The sequence below is a fragment of the Klebsiella sp. CN_Kp073 genome, assembly GCF_040065495.2.
Taxonomy (GTDB): domain Bacteria; phylum Pseudomonadota; class Gammaproteobacteria; order Enterobacterales; family Enterobacteriaceae; genus Klebsiella; species Klebsiella aerogenes.
Genome location: NZ_CM198051.1, coordinates 1,947,007 through 1,960,451, shown reverse-complemented (window position 1 = coordinate 1,960,451; position 13,445 = coordinate 1,947,007). Strand labels below are relative to the sequence as shown.

The 13,445-nt window shown below is 55.6% G+C and carries 12 protein-coding genes and 1 pseudogene; 4 read left to right on the top strand and 9 right to left on the bottom strand.

What is annotated here, in order from left to right; translation table 11 throughout:
• Positions 1 to 283 precede the first annotated feature (283 nt).
• Both ABLV66_RS09465 and pyk read left to right on the top strand, forming a co-directional pair.
• Positions 284 to 1,188 (top strand): annotated as a pseudogene (locus ABLV66_RS09465) (MurR/RpiR family transcriptional regulator).
• A 125-nt stretch (positions 1,189 to 1,313) separates the two neighbouring features.
• The gene (gene pyk, locus ABLV66_RS09460) at positions 1,314 to 2,756 is read left to right on the top strand and encodes a pyruvate kinase (RefSeq protein ID WP_045390319.1); all 1,443 of its coding nucleotides are present in this window, start codon (positions 1,314 to 1,316) and stop codon (positions 2,754 to 2,756) included.
• A gap of 249 nt (positions 2,757 to 3,005) precedes the next feature.
• Here the strand turns inward: pyk and lpxM are convergent, their stop codons facing one another.
• The 3 genes from lpxM to znuA form a co-directional block, all read right to left on the bottom strand.
• Positions 3,006 to 3,977: a lauroyl-Kdo(2)-lipid IV(A) myristoyltransferase gene (gene lpxM / locus ABLV66_RS09455; RefSeq protein ID WP_045390317.1), complete on the bottom strand. Its 972-nt coding sequence runs from the start codon at positions 3,975 to 3,977 to the stop codon at positions 3,006 to 3,008.
• A gap of 126 nt (positions 3,978 to 4,103) precedes the next feature.
• Entirely contained in the window at positions 4,104 to 5,423 is a 1,320-nt protein-coding gene (mepM, locus tag ABLV66_RS09450) for a murein DD-endopeptidase MepM (RefSeq protein WP_045376156.1), read from the bottom strand.
• 15 nt (positions 5,424 to 5,438) lie between these two features.
• Positions 5,439 to 6,383, bottom strand: coding sequence for a zinc ABC transporter substrate-binding protein ZnuA (gene znuA / locus ABLV66_RS09445; protein WP_045390494.1), 945 nt, complete (start codon positions 6,381 to 6,383; stop codon positions 5,439 to 5,441).
• Positions 6,384 to 6,461: 78 nt separating this feature from the next.
• Between znuA and znuC the strand changes: the two genes are divergently transcribed.
• Together znuC and znuB are read left to right on the top strand one after the other, a co-directional pair.
• A complete protein-coding gene (gene znuC / locus ABLV66_RS09440) occupies positions 6,462 to 7,214 on the top strand; it encodes a zinc ABC transporter ATP-binding protein ZnuC (protein WP_015705955.1) in 753 nt (250 codons plus the stop codon).
• Positions 7,214 to 7,999, top strand: a complete 786-nt coding sequence (znuB, locus tag ABLV66_RS09435; protein WP_047077751.1) for a zinc ABC transporter permease subunit ZnuB — start codon at positions 7,214 to 7,216, stop codon at positions 7,997 to 7,999. Before znuC ends, znuB begins: the two co-directional genes overlap by 1 nt.
• A gap of 39 nt (positions 8,000 to 8,038) precedes the next feature.
• Here the strand turns inward: znuB and ruvB are convergent, their stop codons facing one another.
• The 6 genes from ruvB to aspS form a co-directional block, all read right to left on the bottom strand.
• Positions 8,039 to 9,049 carry a Holliday junction branch migration DNA helicase RuvB gene (gene ruvB, locus ABLV66_RS09430; RefSeq protein ID WP_015365990.1) on the bottom strand — a complete coding sequence of 337 codons (1,011 nt, stop codon included), beginning with the start codon at positions 9,047 to 9,049 and terminating at the stop codon, positions 8,039 to 8,041.
• An 8-nt stretch (positions 9,050 to 9,057) separates the two neighbouring features.
• Positions 9,058 to 9,669, bottom strand: a complete 612-nt coding sequence (ruvA, locus tag ABLV66_RS09425; RefSeq protein ID WP_015365989.1) for a Holliday junction branch migration protein RuvA — start codon at positions 9,667 to 9,669, stop codon at positions 9,058 to 9,060.
• Between the two features lie 81 nt (positions 9,670 to 9,750).
• Complete coding sequence (gene ruvC / locus ABLV66_RS09420) at positions 9,751 to 10,272, bottom strand: crossover junction endodeoxyribonuclease RuvC (RefSeq protein ID WP_015365988.1); 522 nt, start codon at positions 10,270 to 10,272, stop codon at positions 9,751 to 9,753.
• Positions 10,273 to 10,317: 45 nt separating this feature from the next.
• Complete coding sequence (locus ABLV66_RS09415) at positions 10,318 to 11,058, bottom strand: YebC/PmpR family DNA-binding transcriptional regulator (protein WP_015365987.1); 741 nt, start codon at positions 11,056 to 11,058, stop codon at positions 10,318 to 10,320.
• A gap of 49 nt (positions 11,059 to 11,107) precedes the next feature.
• A complete protein-coding gene (gene nudB / locus ABLV66_RS09410; protein ID WP_015365986.1) occupies positions 11,108 to 11,551 on the bottom strand; it encodes a dihydroneopterin triphosphate diphosphatase in 444 nt (147 codons plus the stop codon).
• Between the two features lies 1 nt (position 11,552).
• The gene (aspS, locus tag ABLV66_RS09405) at positions 11,553 to 13,340 is read right to left on the bottom strand and encodes an aspartate--tRNA ligase (RefSeq protein WP_020078458.1); all 1,788 of its coding nucleotides are present in this window, start codon (positions 13,338 to 13,340) and stop codon (positions 11,553 to 11,555) included.
• Between the last annotated feature and the right edge of the window lie 105 nt (positions 13,341 to 13,445).

The following is a 13,445-nucleotide window of genomic DNA, read 5'->3' as shown; positions in this document are numbered from 1 at the left end:
AGGCTAAATTTGTAATTTTCTTACGCTGCACTGTACTGTGTTTACGAATTTCCTGAAACCCTTAGCGGTGCTTTCCCGACGTTACCGCACATAGAGGAAAAGCGTTCGCCGACAAATTGGGCATCAGGCTAAGAATGTTCGTTGTTTCGTCTGGTTTTCAGTTAGTAAAATACGACTCTGATCATGTAATGAAAAAAAACGACATTTTTTCTCGTCATTCCTCACCGCTTCTGATTGCGGAGGGGTATATTCTTGCTAAAACGCCTGATGATTTCACCCATTAATGAAATCGTTTCCATTGATGAGCGCCTGTTAACAATGAACATGCTGGAAAAAATCCAGTCCCGACTGGAAAACCTTAGCAAATCTGAACGCAAAGTGGCGGAAGTCATTCTTGCCACCCCGGCGCAGGCCATTCACTCAAGCATAGCGGCCCTGGCGCTGGAAGCCGGCGTCAGCGAGCCGACCGTAAACCGATTTTGTCGCAGTCTGGAAACCCGGGGTTTCCCCGATTTTAAACTGCATCTGGCACAAAGTCTGGCACACGGTACCCTCTATGTTAACCGTAATGTCGATGAAGACGACAGCGTCGAATCCTATACGGCGAAAATTTTCGAATCGGCGATGGCCAGCCTCGATCAGGTACATCATGCGCTGGATATGTCGGCGGTCAACCGGGCAGTCGATCTGCTTACCCAGGCGAAGAAAATCTCCTTCTTCGGTCTGGGGTCCTCAGCCGCCGTCGCGCATGACGCCATGAATAAATTTTTCCGTTTTAACGTCCCGGTCATCTACTCCGACGATATTGTCCTGCAGCGCATGAGCTGTATGAATTGTAACGATGATGACGTGGTGGTCATCATTTCACACACCGGGCGCACCAAAAGCCTGGTTGAACTGGCGCAACTGGCGCGTGAAAACGATGCCATGGTCATTGCCATTACTTCAGCCGGCACCCCGCTGGCGCGGGAGTCGACGCTGGCCATTACTCTGGACGTCCCGGAAGACACCGATATTTATATGCCGATGGTGTCGCGTCTGGCCCAGCTCACGGTAATTGATGTGCTGGCGACCGGCTTCACCCTGCGCCGCGGAGCAAAATTCAGAGATAACTTGAAGAGGGTCAAGGAAGCGCTCAAGGAATCGCGCTTTGATAAAGAACTACTCATTAGTAGTGATAAACAATAATAGTCATTATAAGTCAGAGACCAATTATGTCCCGGCAGCGTAGCAGTTCCGCCCATTAGCGGATTCGGCGCTACCGAATCCATGTTCACGCAACACCAAAGTTGTTTCAGTCAACGGAGTATTACATGTCCAGAAGGCTTCGCAGAACCAAAATCGTAACGACCTTAGGCCCGGCAACTGACCGCGATAACAACCTCGAAAAGGTTATCGCCGCGGGCGCTAACGTCGTACGCATGAACTTCTCTCACGGTACCCCGGAAGATCACCAGCTCCGCGCAGACAAAGTCCGTGAAATTGCAGCAAAACTGGGCCGTCACGTAGCAATTCTCGGCGACCTGCAAGGGCCGAAAATCCGCGTCTCTACCTTCAAAGAAGGCAAAATTTTCCTCAACATTGGCGACAAATTCCTGCTCGACGCCAACCTGGGTAAAGGCGAAGGCGATAAAGAAAAAGTCGGCATCGACTATAAAGGCCTGCCGGCGGACGTCGTTCCAGGCGATATCCTGCTGCTCGACGATGGTCGCGTGCAGCTGAAGGTCCTGGAAGTACAAGGGATGAAAGTGTTCACCGAAGTTACCGTTGGTGGCCCGCTATCTAACAATAAAGGTATCAACAAACTCGGCGGCGGGCTGTCTGCTGAAGCGCTAACCGATAAAGACAAAGCCGATATCATTACCGCCGCAAAAATTGGCGTTGATTACCTGGCGGTCTCCTTCCCGCGCTGCGGCGAAGACCTGAACTACGCTCGCCGTCTGGCCCGCGACGCTGGCTGCGATGCGAAAATCGTCGCTAAAGTCGAGCGTGCGGAAGCGGTCTGCGACCAGGATGCCATGGACGACGTTATTCTCGCCTCCGATGTGGTGATGGTTGCTCGCGGCGATCTCGGTGTGGAAATCGGCGATCCGGAACTGGTGGGTATCCAGAAAGCGCTGATCCGCCGCGCTCGCCAGCTTAACCGCTCGGTCATCACCGCCACGCAGATGATGGAATCGATGATCACCAATCCGATGCCGACCCGCGCGGAAGTTATGGACGTAGCGAACGCCGTGCTGGACGGTACCGATGCCGTAATGCTGTCCGCAGAAACCGCTGCCGGCCAGTATCCGTCAGAAACCGTTGCCGCGATGGCGCGCGTGTGCCTGGGCGCGGAGAAGATCCCAAGCCTCAACGTTTCTAAACACCGTCTTGACGTCCAGTTCGACAACGTCGAAGAAGCGATTGCCATGTCGGCGATGTATGCGGCCAACCACCTGAAAGGCATTACCGCGATTATCACCATGACCGAGTCCGGCCGCACCGCACTGATGACTTCGCGTATCAGTTCCGGCCTGCCGATTTTCGCCCTCTCCCGTCACGAGCGTACTCTGAACCTGACAGCGCTCTATCGTGGCGTGACGCCGGTACATTTCGACAGCCATAACGACGGCGTTGCCGCCGCGCACGACGCGGTTAACCTGCTGCGTGATAAAGGCTATCTGGTCTCCGGCGACCTGGTGGTCGTCACCCAGGGCGACGTGATGAGCACCATCGGTAGCACCAACACCACCCGTATCCTGACCGTTGAGTAATCATCTTCAGAGACAGGAAAGCCTCCTTACGGAGGCTTTTTTATGCTTGTTATCCTGGTAAATACAGGCATCACAACATGCCGGCGATGGTAGCATACGGAAATGTTTTGTAGGCCCGCGCAAGCGCAGCGCCGACGGGCAATATCCGCGGATAAGGAGCCGCTTTTGCGCCGGATGGCGGCTGCGCCTTATCCGGCCTACGGTCTGGTAAATGCAGGCGCCGTAGCCCTGCTCAGCGCAGCATACAGCTTACTTCTTCGGAAACAGTTCTTTGCGCTTATAAGGCTCAGTTTCACCCGGCTTACGCGTCTTCAGCAGTTTCAGGATCCAGGTATACTGTTCGGTGTGCGGCCTGACGAAAATCTCAACCTCTTCGTTCATACGGCGCGCAATCGTCGTGTCATCGGCTTCCAGCAGATCGTCCATCGGCGGGCGCACCAGTACCGTCAGGCGATGCGTTTTACCGTCATACACCGGAAATAGCGGCACTACGCGCGCGCGGCAGACTTTCATCAGACGGCCAATCGCCGGAAGAGTCGCTTTATAAGTCGCGAAGAAATCAACAAATTCGCTGTGCTCGGCGCCGTGATCCTGGTCGGGCAGATAATAGCCCCAGTAGCCCTGGCGCACCGATTGAATAAACGGCTTGATACCATCGTTACGCGCGTGCATCCGCCCGCCAAAACGACGGCGTACGGTGTTCCAGACGTAGTCAAATACCGGATTACCCTGGTTATGGAACATCGCGGCCATTTTTTGCCCGCCTGAAGCCATCAGCATCGCCGGAATATCCACGCCCCAAGCGTGCGGCACTAAAAAGATGACCTTTTCATTATTACGGTGCATCTCGTCAATGATCTCTTTCCCTTGCCAGTCAACGCGGGACATCACGCGCTGCGGATCGCGCATGCCGAGTTCGGCCATCATCACCATTGCCTGCGGAGCAGACATATACATCGCATCGATGATAGCTTCACGCTCTTGTTCGCTTTTTTCCGGGAAGCAGTACAGCAGGTTAATCTGCGCCCGACGGCGGGAGCTTTTTGCCAGACGGCCGACAAAACGCCCCAGTTTTCCGAGAATAGGGTCGCGGAAAGAGGGAGGCGTCAGCGCGATTCCGGCGAAGGCGAAAACGCCCAGCCACGCGCCCCAGTAGCGCGGCAGTAAAAAAGATTTCTCAAATTTGGGGATAAATTCAATGTTATTTTTTTTCGTTTCCATGCCCGGTCCGCAGAAGTTCTGCTTAATCAATAAAGATAATGGCTTAGTTTAGCGACACGTCACTCATCGCACAAAAGAAAAAGCCGGCGCATATCAGGCGCCGGCTTTCAGTGAAGATAATTCAGACTAATCAAAGCGCAGCTGTGGGATAACCTCTTTGGCCTGCGCCAGGTAATCCGTACGGTCGGAACCGGTTAAACCTTCGGTACGCGGCAGTTTCGCCGTCAACGGGTTAACCGCCTGCTGGTTGATCCAGACTTCATAGTGCAGGTGCGGGCCAGTAGAACGCCCGGTGTTGCCCGACAGCGCGATACGATCACCGCGTTTCACTTTCTGCCCCGGTTTCACCAGCAGCTTACGCAGGTGCATATAGCGGGTGGTATAGGTGCGGCCATGACGCACGGCGACATAGTAACCTGCCGCGCCGCTGCGTTTCGCCACCACCACTTCACCATCGCCGACGGAAAGCACCGGCGTGCCCTGCGGCATAGCGAAGTCAACGCCGCGATGCGGCGCGACGCGCCCGGTCACCGGATTCAGGCGACGCGGGTTGAAGTTAGACGACACGCGGAACTGACGCGAGGTCGGGAAGCGCAGGAAGCCTTTCGCCAGACCCGTACCGTTGCGATCGTAGAATTTGCCATCTTCGGCACGGATCGCGTAATAATCTTTGCCATCGGAACGTAAACGCACGCCCAACAGCTGGCTCTGCTCGCGCTTGCCATCAAGCATTTCACGCGACATCAGCACCGAGAATTCATCACCTTTTTTCAGCTTACGGAAGTCCATCTGCCACTGCATCGCTTTGATGACCGCGCTGATTTCCGTACTGGTAAGGCCAGCATCACGGGCGCTGGAGACGAAGCTGGCGCCAACGGTACCTTTCAGGACATTGTTGACCCAATCCCCTTTCTGCAGCTCGCTGCTCATTTTAAAGCCATTGGCGACGCGGTTATAGGTACGCGTCTCGCGGCGCGACATCTCCCACGTCAGGCTTTGCAGGTCGCCATCGGCGGTCAGCGTCCAGGAGAGCTGTTGACCAATTTTAAGGTTGCGCAGTTCTTTATCAGCAGAGGAGAGTTGAGCGATATCGCCCATATCAATACCGTACTGATTAAGAATACTGCTCAGCGTATCGCCGGTGGAAACCACATATTCATGGCCGCCGGAGTCGCTATCGGATTTATCGTCGAGCTCATCCTGCGGGATAGCTTCTTCTTCCTGCGGCGCCTGATCGATGGGTTCAGAGGCTTCCGGCAGCAGAGAGCGGATTTCGCTTTTTTCCAGCTCAATCGTTCTGACGATCGGGGCTGATTCCGGGTGGTAGATGTAGGGCCGCCAGACGGCGACCGCTAAAGTCAGGACGCTCAACGACCCCAGCATAACGCGATGGGGTCGCGGCAAGTTGTTGAATGCCTGAGTGACAGCGCGGGCTATCTGTTGCACGTATTCACTTCCTCGTTAATCTCCTTTCAGGCAGCTTGAATACTGATGCCCCAACTGGCTCAGGAACTGCGGGTAACTGTCTTTACCCAGCTTAATTCCGATTCCAAGTGGATCCAGGGTTCCCATGCGCACGGAGGTCCCCCTGGCAACAGCTTCGATAACCGCTGGCCTGAATTGTGGCTCAGCAAAAACGCAAGTCGCTTTCTGCTCAACCAACTGTGTTCTTATTTCGTGTAAACGCTGCGCACCAGGCTGGATTTCAGGGTTGACGGTAAAATGCCCCAACGAGGTCAAACCGTAATGTTTTTCGTAGTAGCCATAGGCATCATGAAAAACGAAATACCCCTTACCTTTCACCGGCGCCAGCTCGTTACTCACCTGTTTGTCGGTTGCGGCTAATTTTGCCTCAAATTCCTTCAGGTTGGCGTCAAGTTTGGCTCGACTCTGCGGCATAAGTTCCAATAATTTATCGTGGATTGCAACCGCTGAGAGCCGCGCTATCTCTGGGGAGAGCCACAGATGCATATTGTAAATGCCGTGATGGTGATCGCCGTCACTTTTTTCGCCATTAGCATGTTCGTGACCATGTTCGTCATCGTCATCATCCGTCCCTTTCATGAGCAACGGTTTCACCCCATCCAACTGGGCGATGGTGACCTTTTTCTGCTCCGCAATGCTTTGCGTTGACTTGTCCATAAAGGCTTCCATTTCTGGACCAATCCATACGACTAAGTCTGCGTTCTGTAAGCGTTTTACATCCGATGGACGCAGGGAATAATCATGCTCGGAAGCACCATCAGGCAGTAAAACCTGGGTATCCGTCACGCCATCGGCGATGGCGGAAGCGATAAAGCCAAGGGGTTTCATGGAAGCGACGACGGCTGCATGAGCAACCGGAGCATGAGCGAACAAAAAAGCGGCGCTAAGTCCAGCGCAAAGAAGCGTATTTTTATGTAACATAATGCGACTAATCATCGTAATGAGCGAAAGTGATGTGATATTATAACATTCAATCGCTAGTGCAACCCCTAATTTGACATGACGAATCTTGTAACGCTGGAAAAAGTCGCGGTCGTCTACGGCCAGCGGCGCGTGTTGTCTGACATTTCGCTAACGCTAAAACCAGGCAAAATTTTAACGCTTCTTGGCCCAAACGGCGCCGGGAAATCGACGCTGGTGCGCGTGGTACTAGGCCTGGTGACGCCGACCGAAGGTGCTATCCAGCGCGAGAAAAATCTGCGTATCGGCTATGTGCCGCAAAAACTGCATCTTGATGCTACCATGCCGCTGACGGTCAGCCGCTTTATGCGCCTGCGTCCCGGTACCCGCAAGCAGGATATTATGCCGGCGCTGCAGCGTGTGCAGGCCGGGCATCTAATCGATGCGCCAATGCAAAAGCTCTCCGGTGGCGAAACCCAGCGCGTTTTGCTGGCGCGCGCCCTGCTGAATCAACCACAACTTCTGGTGCTGGATGAACCGACCCAGGGCGTCGACGTCAATGGTCAGGTGGCATTGTATGATTTAATTAATCAACTGCGTCAGGAGCTGAACTGCGCGGTCTTAATGGTTTCCCACGATCTCCACCTGGTGATGGCCAAAACCGATGAAGTGCTGTGCCTGAATCAGCATATTTGCTGCTCCGGAACTCCGGAAGTGGTCTCGATGCATCCGGAGTTTATCTCCATGTTCGGCCCGCGCGGCGCGGAACAGCTGGGCATTTATCGTCACCAACATAATCACCGCCACGACCTGCAGGGGCGGATTGTACTGCGTCGAGGAAATGGCCGCTGATGATTGAATTACTGTTACCCGGCTGGTTAGCCGGCATGATGCTCGCCTGCGCGGCAGGCCCCCTGGGTTCGTTCGTGGTCTGGCGGAGAATGTCCTACTTTGGCGATACGCTGGCGCATGCTTCGCTGCTTGGCGTGGCGTTTGGTCTATTGCTCAACGTTAATCCGTTTTATGCGGTTATCGTGGTCACGCTGCTGCTGGCAGGCGGGCTGGTATGGCTGGAGAAACGCCCGCACCTGGCGGTCGATACCCTACTCGGTATTATGGCGCACAGCGCGCTATCGCTCGGTCTGGTGGTGGTGAGCCTGATGTCAAACGTTCGCGTTGACCTGATGGCCTACCTGTTTGGCGATCTGTTAGCCGTCACGCCGGAGGATTTAATTTCCATCGCCATCGGCGTGGTGATCGTCATTGCGATTCTGCTCTGGCAGTGGCGCAACCTGCTGGCGATGACCATCAGCCCTGATTTAGCGTTTGTTGATGGGGTGAAGTTGCAGCGGGTTAAGCTGCTGCTGATGCTGGTGACGGCATTGACTATCGGCGTGGCAATGAAGTTCGTAGGCGCGCTGATCATCACTTCGTTGTTGATAATCCCGGCCGCTACCGCCCGCCGTTTTGCCCGCACGCCGGAACAGATGGCCGCGGTAGCCGTTGGTGTAGGTATGCTGGCGGTGACCGGCGGTTTAACCTTCTCGGCGTTCTACGATACCCCTGCAGGCCCTTCGGTTGTGCTCTGCGCAGCGGCGCTGTTTGTTCTGAGTATGACGAAGAAAGCGGCGAGTTGATTGAGAGGCTACCCGGTAGCGGAAAGCTACCGGGTTTTATCAGGGCATTTCCGGCGGGGTAATACCGAAGTGATTCCAGGCGCGCACCGTCGCCATTCGGCCACGCGGCGTGCGCTGCAGGAACCCCTGCTGAATTAAGTACGGCTCCAGCACGTCTTCAATGGTTTCCCGCTCCTCGCCGATAGCCGCCGCGAGGTTATCGAGGCCGACCGGACCACCAAAGAATTTATCGATCACTGCCAATAGCAGCTTGCGATCCATATAGTCAAACCCTTCGGCATCCACATTGAGCATATCCAGCGCCTGAGCGGCGATCTCAGCGGAGATAGTGCCATCGTGGCGCACTTCGGCGAAGTCGCGTACCCGGCGCAGCAGACGGTTGGCGATACGCGGTGTACCGCGCGCGCGACGGGCCACTTCCAGCGCCCCTTCCTCGCTCATCTCCAAACCCATATGACGGGCGCTGCGGCCTACGATATGCTGCAGGTCCGGCACTTGATAAAACTCGAGGCGCTGCACGATACCAAAGCGGTCGCGCAGCGGCGAAGTCAATGAACCGGCGCGGGTAGTCGCGCCAATCAGGGTAAACGGCGGCAGGTCGATTTTAATCGAGCGTGCGGCCGGGCCTTCGCCAATCATGATATCCAGCTGATAATCTTCCATTGCCGGATACAGTACCTCTTCCACTACCGGCGAAAGACGGTGGATCTCATCAATAAACAGAACATCATGCGGCTCAAGGTTGGTCAGCATTGCCGCCAGGTCGCCGGCCTTTTCCAGCACCGGGCCGGAGGTGGTACGCAGATTCACGCCCATTTCGTTGGCGACGATATTAGCAAGCGTGGTTTTCCCCAACCCTGGTGGGCCAAAAATCAACAGGTGATCGAGCGCATCGCCGCGCAGTTTCGCCGCCTGGATAAAGATCTCCATCTGCGAACGCACCTGCGGCTGGCCGACATATTCTGCCAGTAATTTGGGGCGGATAGCGCGGTCAGCGGCCTCTTCAAAGCCAATGCTGTCGCCTGATACCAGCCGATCTGCTTCAATCATCCCTTACCTCACAACGCCGCGCGCAGCGCTTCGCGAATTAGCGTTTCACTGTTGGCGTCCGGGCGAGCGATTTTGCTCACCATTCGGCTGGCCTCTTGTGGTTTATAGCCCAGCGCCACCAGCGCGGCAACCGCTTCTTGCTCCGCATCGTCGGCAGTTGGGCCGGCAGGCGTGGTCAGCACCAGATCGGCGGCCGGAGTAAACAGGTCGCCATGCAGGCCTTTAAAGCGATCTTTCATCTCGACAATTAAACGTTCGGCGGTTTTCTTGCCGATACCAGGCAGTTTCACCAGCGAGGCAACTTCTTCACGCTCAACGGCGTTCACAAACTGCTGCGCCGACATGCCGGAAAGGATAGCCAGCGCCAGCTTCGGCCCGACGCCGTTGGTTTTGATAAGCTCTTTAAACAGCGTGCGTTCCTGCTTGTTGTTAAAGCCGTACAGCAGCTGCGCGTCTTCACGCACCACAAAATGGGTGAAGACGATGGCTTCCTGCCCGGCTTCCGGTAGCTCGTAGAAGCAGGTCATCGGCATATGGACTTCATAACCTACGCCCCCGGTTTCCAGTAATACCAGCGGGGGTTGCTTTTCGAGAATGATGCCTCTGAGTCTGCCTATCACGTAGCGCTCCTGAATAAAGGGCCGAAAGTCTAATGCGTTATCATAAAAAAAGGCTGGATGAATATCCAGCCTGATTTGTGATTATCGTAACCGCCCTCGCGCCAGATTGAGCCGGGTCTCGCTAATCTGAGCCAGGTTCTGACTGAGGTGGCAATGGGTGATGGCGATGGCCAGCGCATCCGCCGCATCCGCCTGCGGATTTGCCGGAAGTTTCAGCAAGGTACGCACCATATGCTGTACCTGGCTCTTTTCCGCGCTACCGATGCCGACGACGGTTTGCTTAACCTGGCGGGCGGCGTACTCAAAGACCGGCAGGTCCTGGTTCGTCGCCGCGACAATCGCCACTCCGCGCGCCTGCCCAAGCTTCAACGCCGAATCGGCATTTTTCGCCATAAAGACCTGCTCGATAGCGAAATAGTCGGGCTGGAACTGGGTAATAATTTCGGTGACGCCGGCGTATATCAGCTTCAGCCGCGACGGCAGATCGTCTACTTTGGTGCGGATACATCCGCTGCCAAGGTAGCTCAACTGCCGCCCGACCTGGCGAATCACGCCATAACCGGTCACGCGTGACCCCGGGTCAATGCCGAGAATAATGGCCATCACGCGCCTCCAGTAATAACTCACCCGCAATACCGGCTACCGGCATCACAGCGTTGCGGCAACCTCATCAGAGATTTCGCCGTTATGATACACTTCCTGCACGTCGTCGCAGTCTTCCAGCATATCAATAAGACGCAGCAGCTTCGGCGCGGTTTCCGCATCCATATCCGCTTTAGTCGACGGGATCATTGAGACTTCAGCAGCATCGGCTTTCAGGCCAGCGGCTTCCAGCGCATCACGCACCGCGCCCATCTCTTCCCAGGCGGTGTAAACGTCAATGGCGCCGTCGTCATAGGTAACAACGTCTTCAGCACCCGCTTCCAGCGCGGCTTCCATGATGGTGTCTTCGTCGCCTTTCTCGAAGGAGATCACGCCTTTTTTGCTGAACAGATAGGCCACGGAGCCGTCGGTTCCGAGGTTACCACCGGTTTTGGTAAAGGCGTGGCGTACTTCGGCGACGGTACGGTTACGGTTGTCGCTCAGACATTCAACCATTACCGCAGTGCCGCCCGGGCCGTAACCTTCATAAATGATGGTTTCCATGTTCGCGTCTTCATCACCGCCGACGCCGCGCGCAATGGCGCGGTTCAAGGTGTCGCGAGTCATGTTATTGGACAACGCTTTATCTACCGCCGCGCGCAGACGCGGGTTGGATGCCGGATCGCCGCCGCCCAGACGCGCAGCGGTGACCAGCTCGCGGATGATTTTAGTAAAGATTTTACCGCGCTTGGCATCTTGCGCCGCTTTGCGGTGTTTGGTGTTGGCCCATTTACTATGACCTGCCATAAAAAACTCTCCAAAAAAGCCGTCTTCCCGCGACAAACGCCGCGGGAAGTTATCCGGCGTTAATTACAAATTCTTCAATCGCCTGCCGGTTGCTCCACGATTTGGTTAGCGCGGCGGCATCCGACGCGCTAACCCAGCGGTAATCCAGATGTTCAGTGAAAACAATCTGGCGCTCATGGGGCAGCGCAAGACGGAACCAGAATTCCGTATTGCGCTCGACGCCCGGCGCATAGCGATGACGTAAGTGAGAAAATATCTCGAACTCCACCGTACGCTGACAGTCAATTAAGGCCAGTTGCTCGCGAGCAACGTCAATGGCGACCTCTTCCTTTACTTCGCGCGCGGCGGCCTGCAACGCGGTTTCCCCCTCTTCCAGACTGCCGGTAACCGACTGCCAGAAAGCGGGATCGTCGCGTCGCTGCAACATCAGCACCCGCTTCGTATCTTCGGCGTAAATTACCACCAGAACGGAGACGGGCAGCTTGAATGACATCTTAGTTGTTCTCCGGAGACTCTTTTGCCTCTTTCGCCACAACCTGAATACCCAGTTCGCCTAACGCGGCAGGATTCGCGAAGCTCGGCGCTTCGGTCATCAGGCACGCGGCAGCCGTCGTTTTCGGGAAGGCGATAACGTCACGGATGTTATCGGTACCGGTCAGCAGCATGGTCAGGCGATCGAGGCCAAACGCCAGGCCGGCATGCGGCGGCGTGCCGTACTTCAGCGCATCCAGCAGGAAGCCGAATTTTTCACGCTGTTCTTGTTCGTTAATGCCCAGAATGCCAAACACGGTTTGCTGCATTTCACCGCTGTGGATACGCACCGAACCACCGCCGACTTCGTAGCCGTTGATGACCATATCGTAGGCGTTAGCCACAGCGTCTTCCGGAGCGGCTTTCAGCTCGGCGGCAGTCATATCTTTCGGCGAGGTGAACGGATGGTGCATCGCGGTCAGGCCGCCTTCGCCGTCGTCTTCGAACATCGGGAAGTCGATAACCCACAGCGGCGCCCATTTGGTCTCGTCGGTGAGATTCAGGTCTTTGCCCAGCTTCAGACGCAGCGCGCCGAGGGCATCGGCAACCACTTTCTTGTTGTCAGCGCCGAAGAAGATCATGTCGCCGTCCTGCGCGCCCGTGCGCTCAAGGATAGCTTCGACGATTTCAGCGTTGAGGAATTTCGCCACCGGGCTATTGATGCCTTCAAGGCCCTTCGCACGCTCGGTCACTTTAATATAGGCCAACCCTTTCGCACCGTAGATCTGTACGAATTTGCCGTATTCATCAATCTGTTTACGGGTCAGCGCCGCACCGCCCGGTACGCGTAAGGCAGCAACGCGGCCTTTGGCGTCGTTAGCCGGGCCGGAGAAGACGGCGAATTCGACCGCTTTCACCAGATCGGCTACGTCTACCAGTTCCATCGGGTTACGCAGGTCCGGTTTATCGGAACCGTAACGACGCTCCGCTTCGGCAAAGGTCATCACCGGGAATTGACCGAGGTCTACGCCCTTCACGTCCTGCCACAGCTTACGAACCAGATCTTCCATCACTTCACGCACCTGCGGCGCGGTCATGAACGAGGTTTCAACATCAATCTGAGTAAATTCAGGCTGACGGTCGGCACGCAGGTCTTCGTCGCGGAAGCATTTGACTATCTGATAGTAACGATCGAAACCGGACATCATTAGTAGCTGTTTGAACAGCTGCGGAGATTGCGGCAGCGCGTAGAATTTACCTTTATGGACGCGCGACGGCACGAGGTAGTCACGCGCGCCTTCCGGTGTGGCTTTAGTCAGCATCGGGGTTTCGATATCGAGGAACCCGTGATCGTCCATGAAGCGGCGCACGAAGCTGGTGATTTTGGCGCGGGTTTTCAGGCGCTGAGCCATTTCCGGACGACGCAGGTCCAGATAGCGGTATTTCAGGCGCGCTTCTTCGGTGTTGACGTGGTTGGAGTCCAGCGGCAGCGCTTCCGCGCGGTTGATGATGGTCAGGTCAGACGCCAGCACTTCGATTTCGCCGGTGGCCATCTCGCGGTTGACGTTGCGCTCTTCACGCGCACGCACGGTGCCGGTGATTTGGATGCAGAACTCATTACGCAGTTCGGAAGCCAGTTTTAATGCATCCGCACGATCCGGATCGAAAAACACCTGCACGATGCCTTCACGGTCGCGCATATCGATGAAGATAAGGCTACCGAGATCACGACGACGGTTGACCCAACCACACAGGGTCACTTGCTGCCCCACGTGGGACTGACGTAGCTGTCCGCAATATTCTGTACGCATGAGATATCCCTTAACTTAGCCGCAGGCGGATGTTGCCTGCCATGCAGGCGACGAGGTCGCAGCTTTGCTGAATGTCACTACTGAATGAAAAAAGGCGGCTATTAT

Excerpts from the sequence above, each read along its gene's own strand:
- pyk (WP_045390319.1), top strand. The coding sequence starts at position 1,314 with ATGTCCAGAAGGCTTCGCAGAACCAAAATCGTAACGACCTTAGGCCCG.
- lpxM (WP_045390317.1), bottom strand. The coding sequence starts at position 3,977 with ATGGAAACGAAAAAAAATAACATTGAATTTATCCCCAAATTTGAGAAA.
- znuA (WP_045390494.1), bottom strand. The coding sequence starts at position 6,383 with ATGTTACATAAAAATACGCTTCTTTGCGCTGGACTTAGCGCCGCTTTT.
- znuC (WP_015705955.1), top strand. The coding sequence starts at position 6,462 with ATGACGAATCTTGTAACGCTGGAAAAAGTCGCGGTCGTCTACGGCCAG.
- znuB (WP_047077751.1), top strand. The coding sequence starts at position 7,214 with ATGATTGAATTACTGTTACCCGGCTGGTTAGCCGGCATGATGCTCGCC.
- ruvB (WP_015365990.1), bottom strand. The coding sequence starts at position 9,049 with ATGATTGAAGCAGATCGGCTGGTATCAGGCGACAGCATTGGCTTTGAA.
- ruvC (WP_015365988.1), bottom strand. The coding sequence starts at position 10,272 with ATGGCCATTATTCTCGGCATTGACCCGGGGTCACGCGTGACCGGTTAT.
- ABLV66_RS09415 (WP_015365987.1), bottom strand. The coding sequence starts at position 11,058 with ATGGCAGGTCATAGTAAATGGGCCAACACCAAACACCGCAAAGCGGCG.
- nudB (WP_015365986.1), bottom strand. The coding sequence starts at position 11,551 with ATGTCATTCAAGCTGCCCGTCTCCGTTCTGGTGGTAATTTACGCCGAA.
- aspS (WP_020078458.1), bottom strand. The coding sequence starts at position 13,340 with ATGCGTACAGAATATTGCGGACAGCTACGTCAGTCCCACGTGGGGCAG.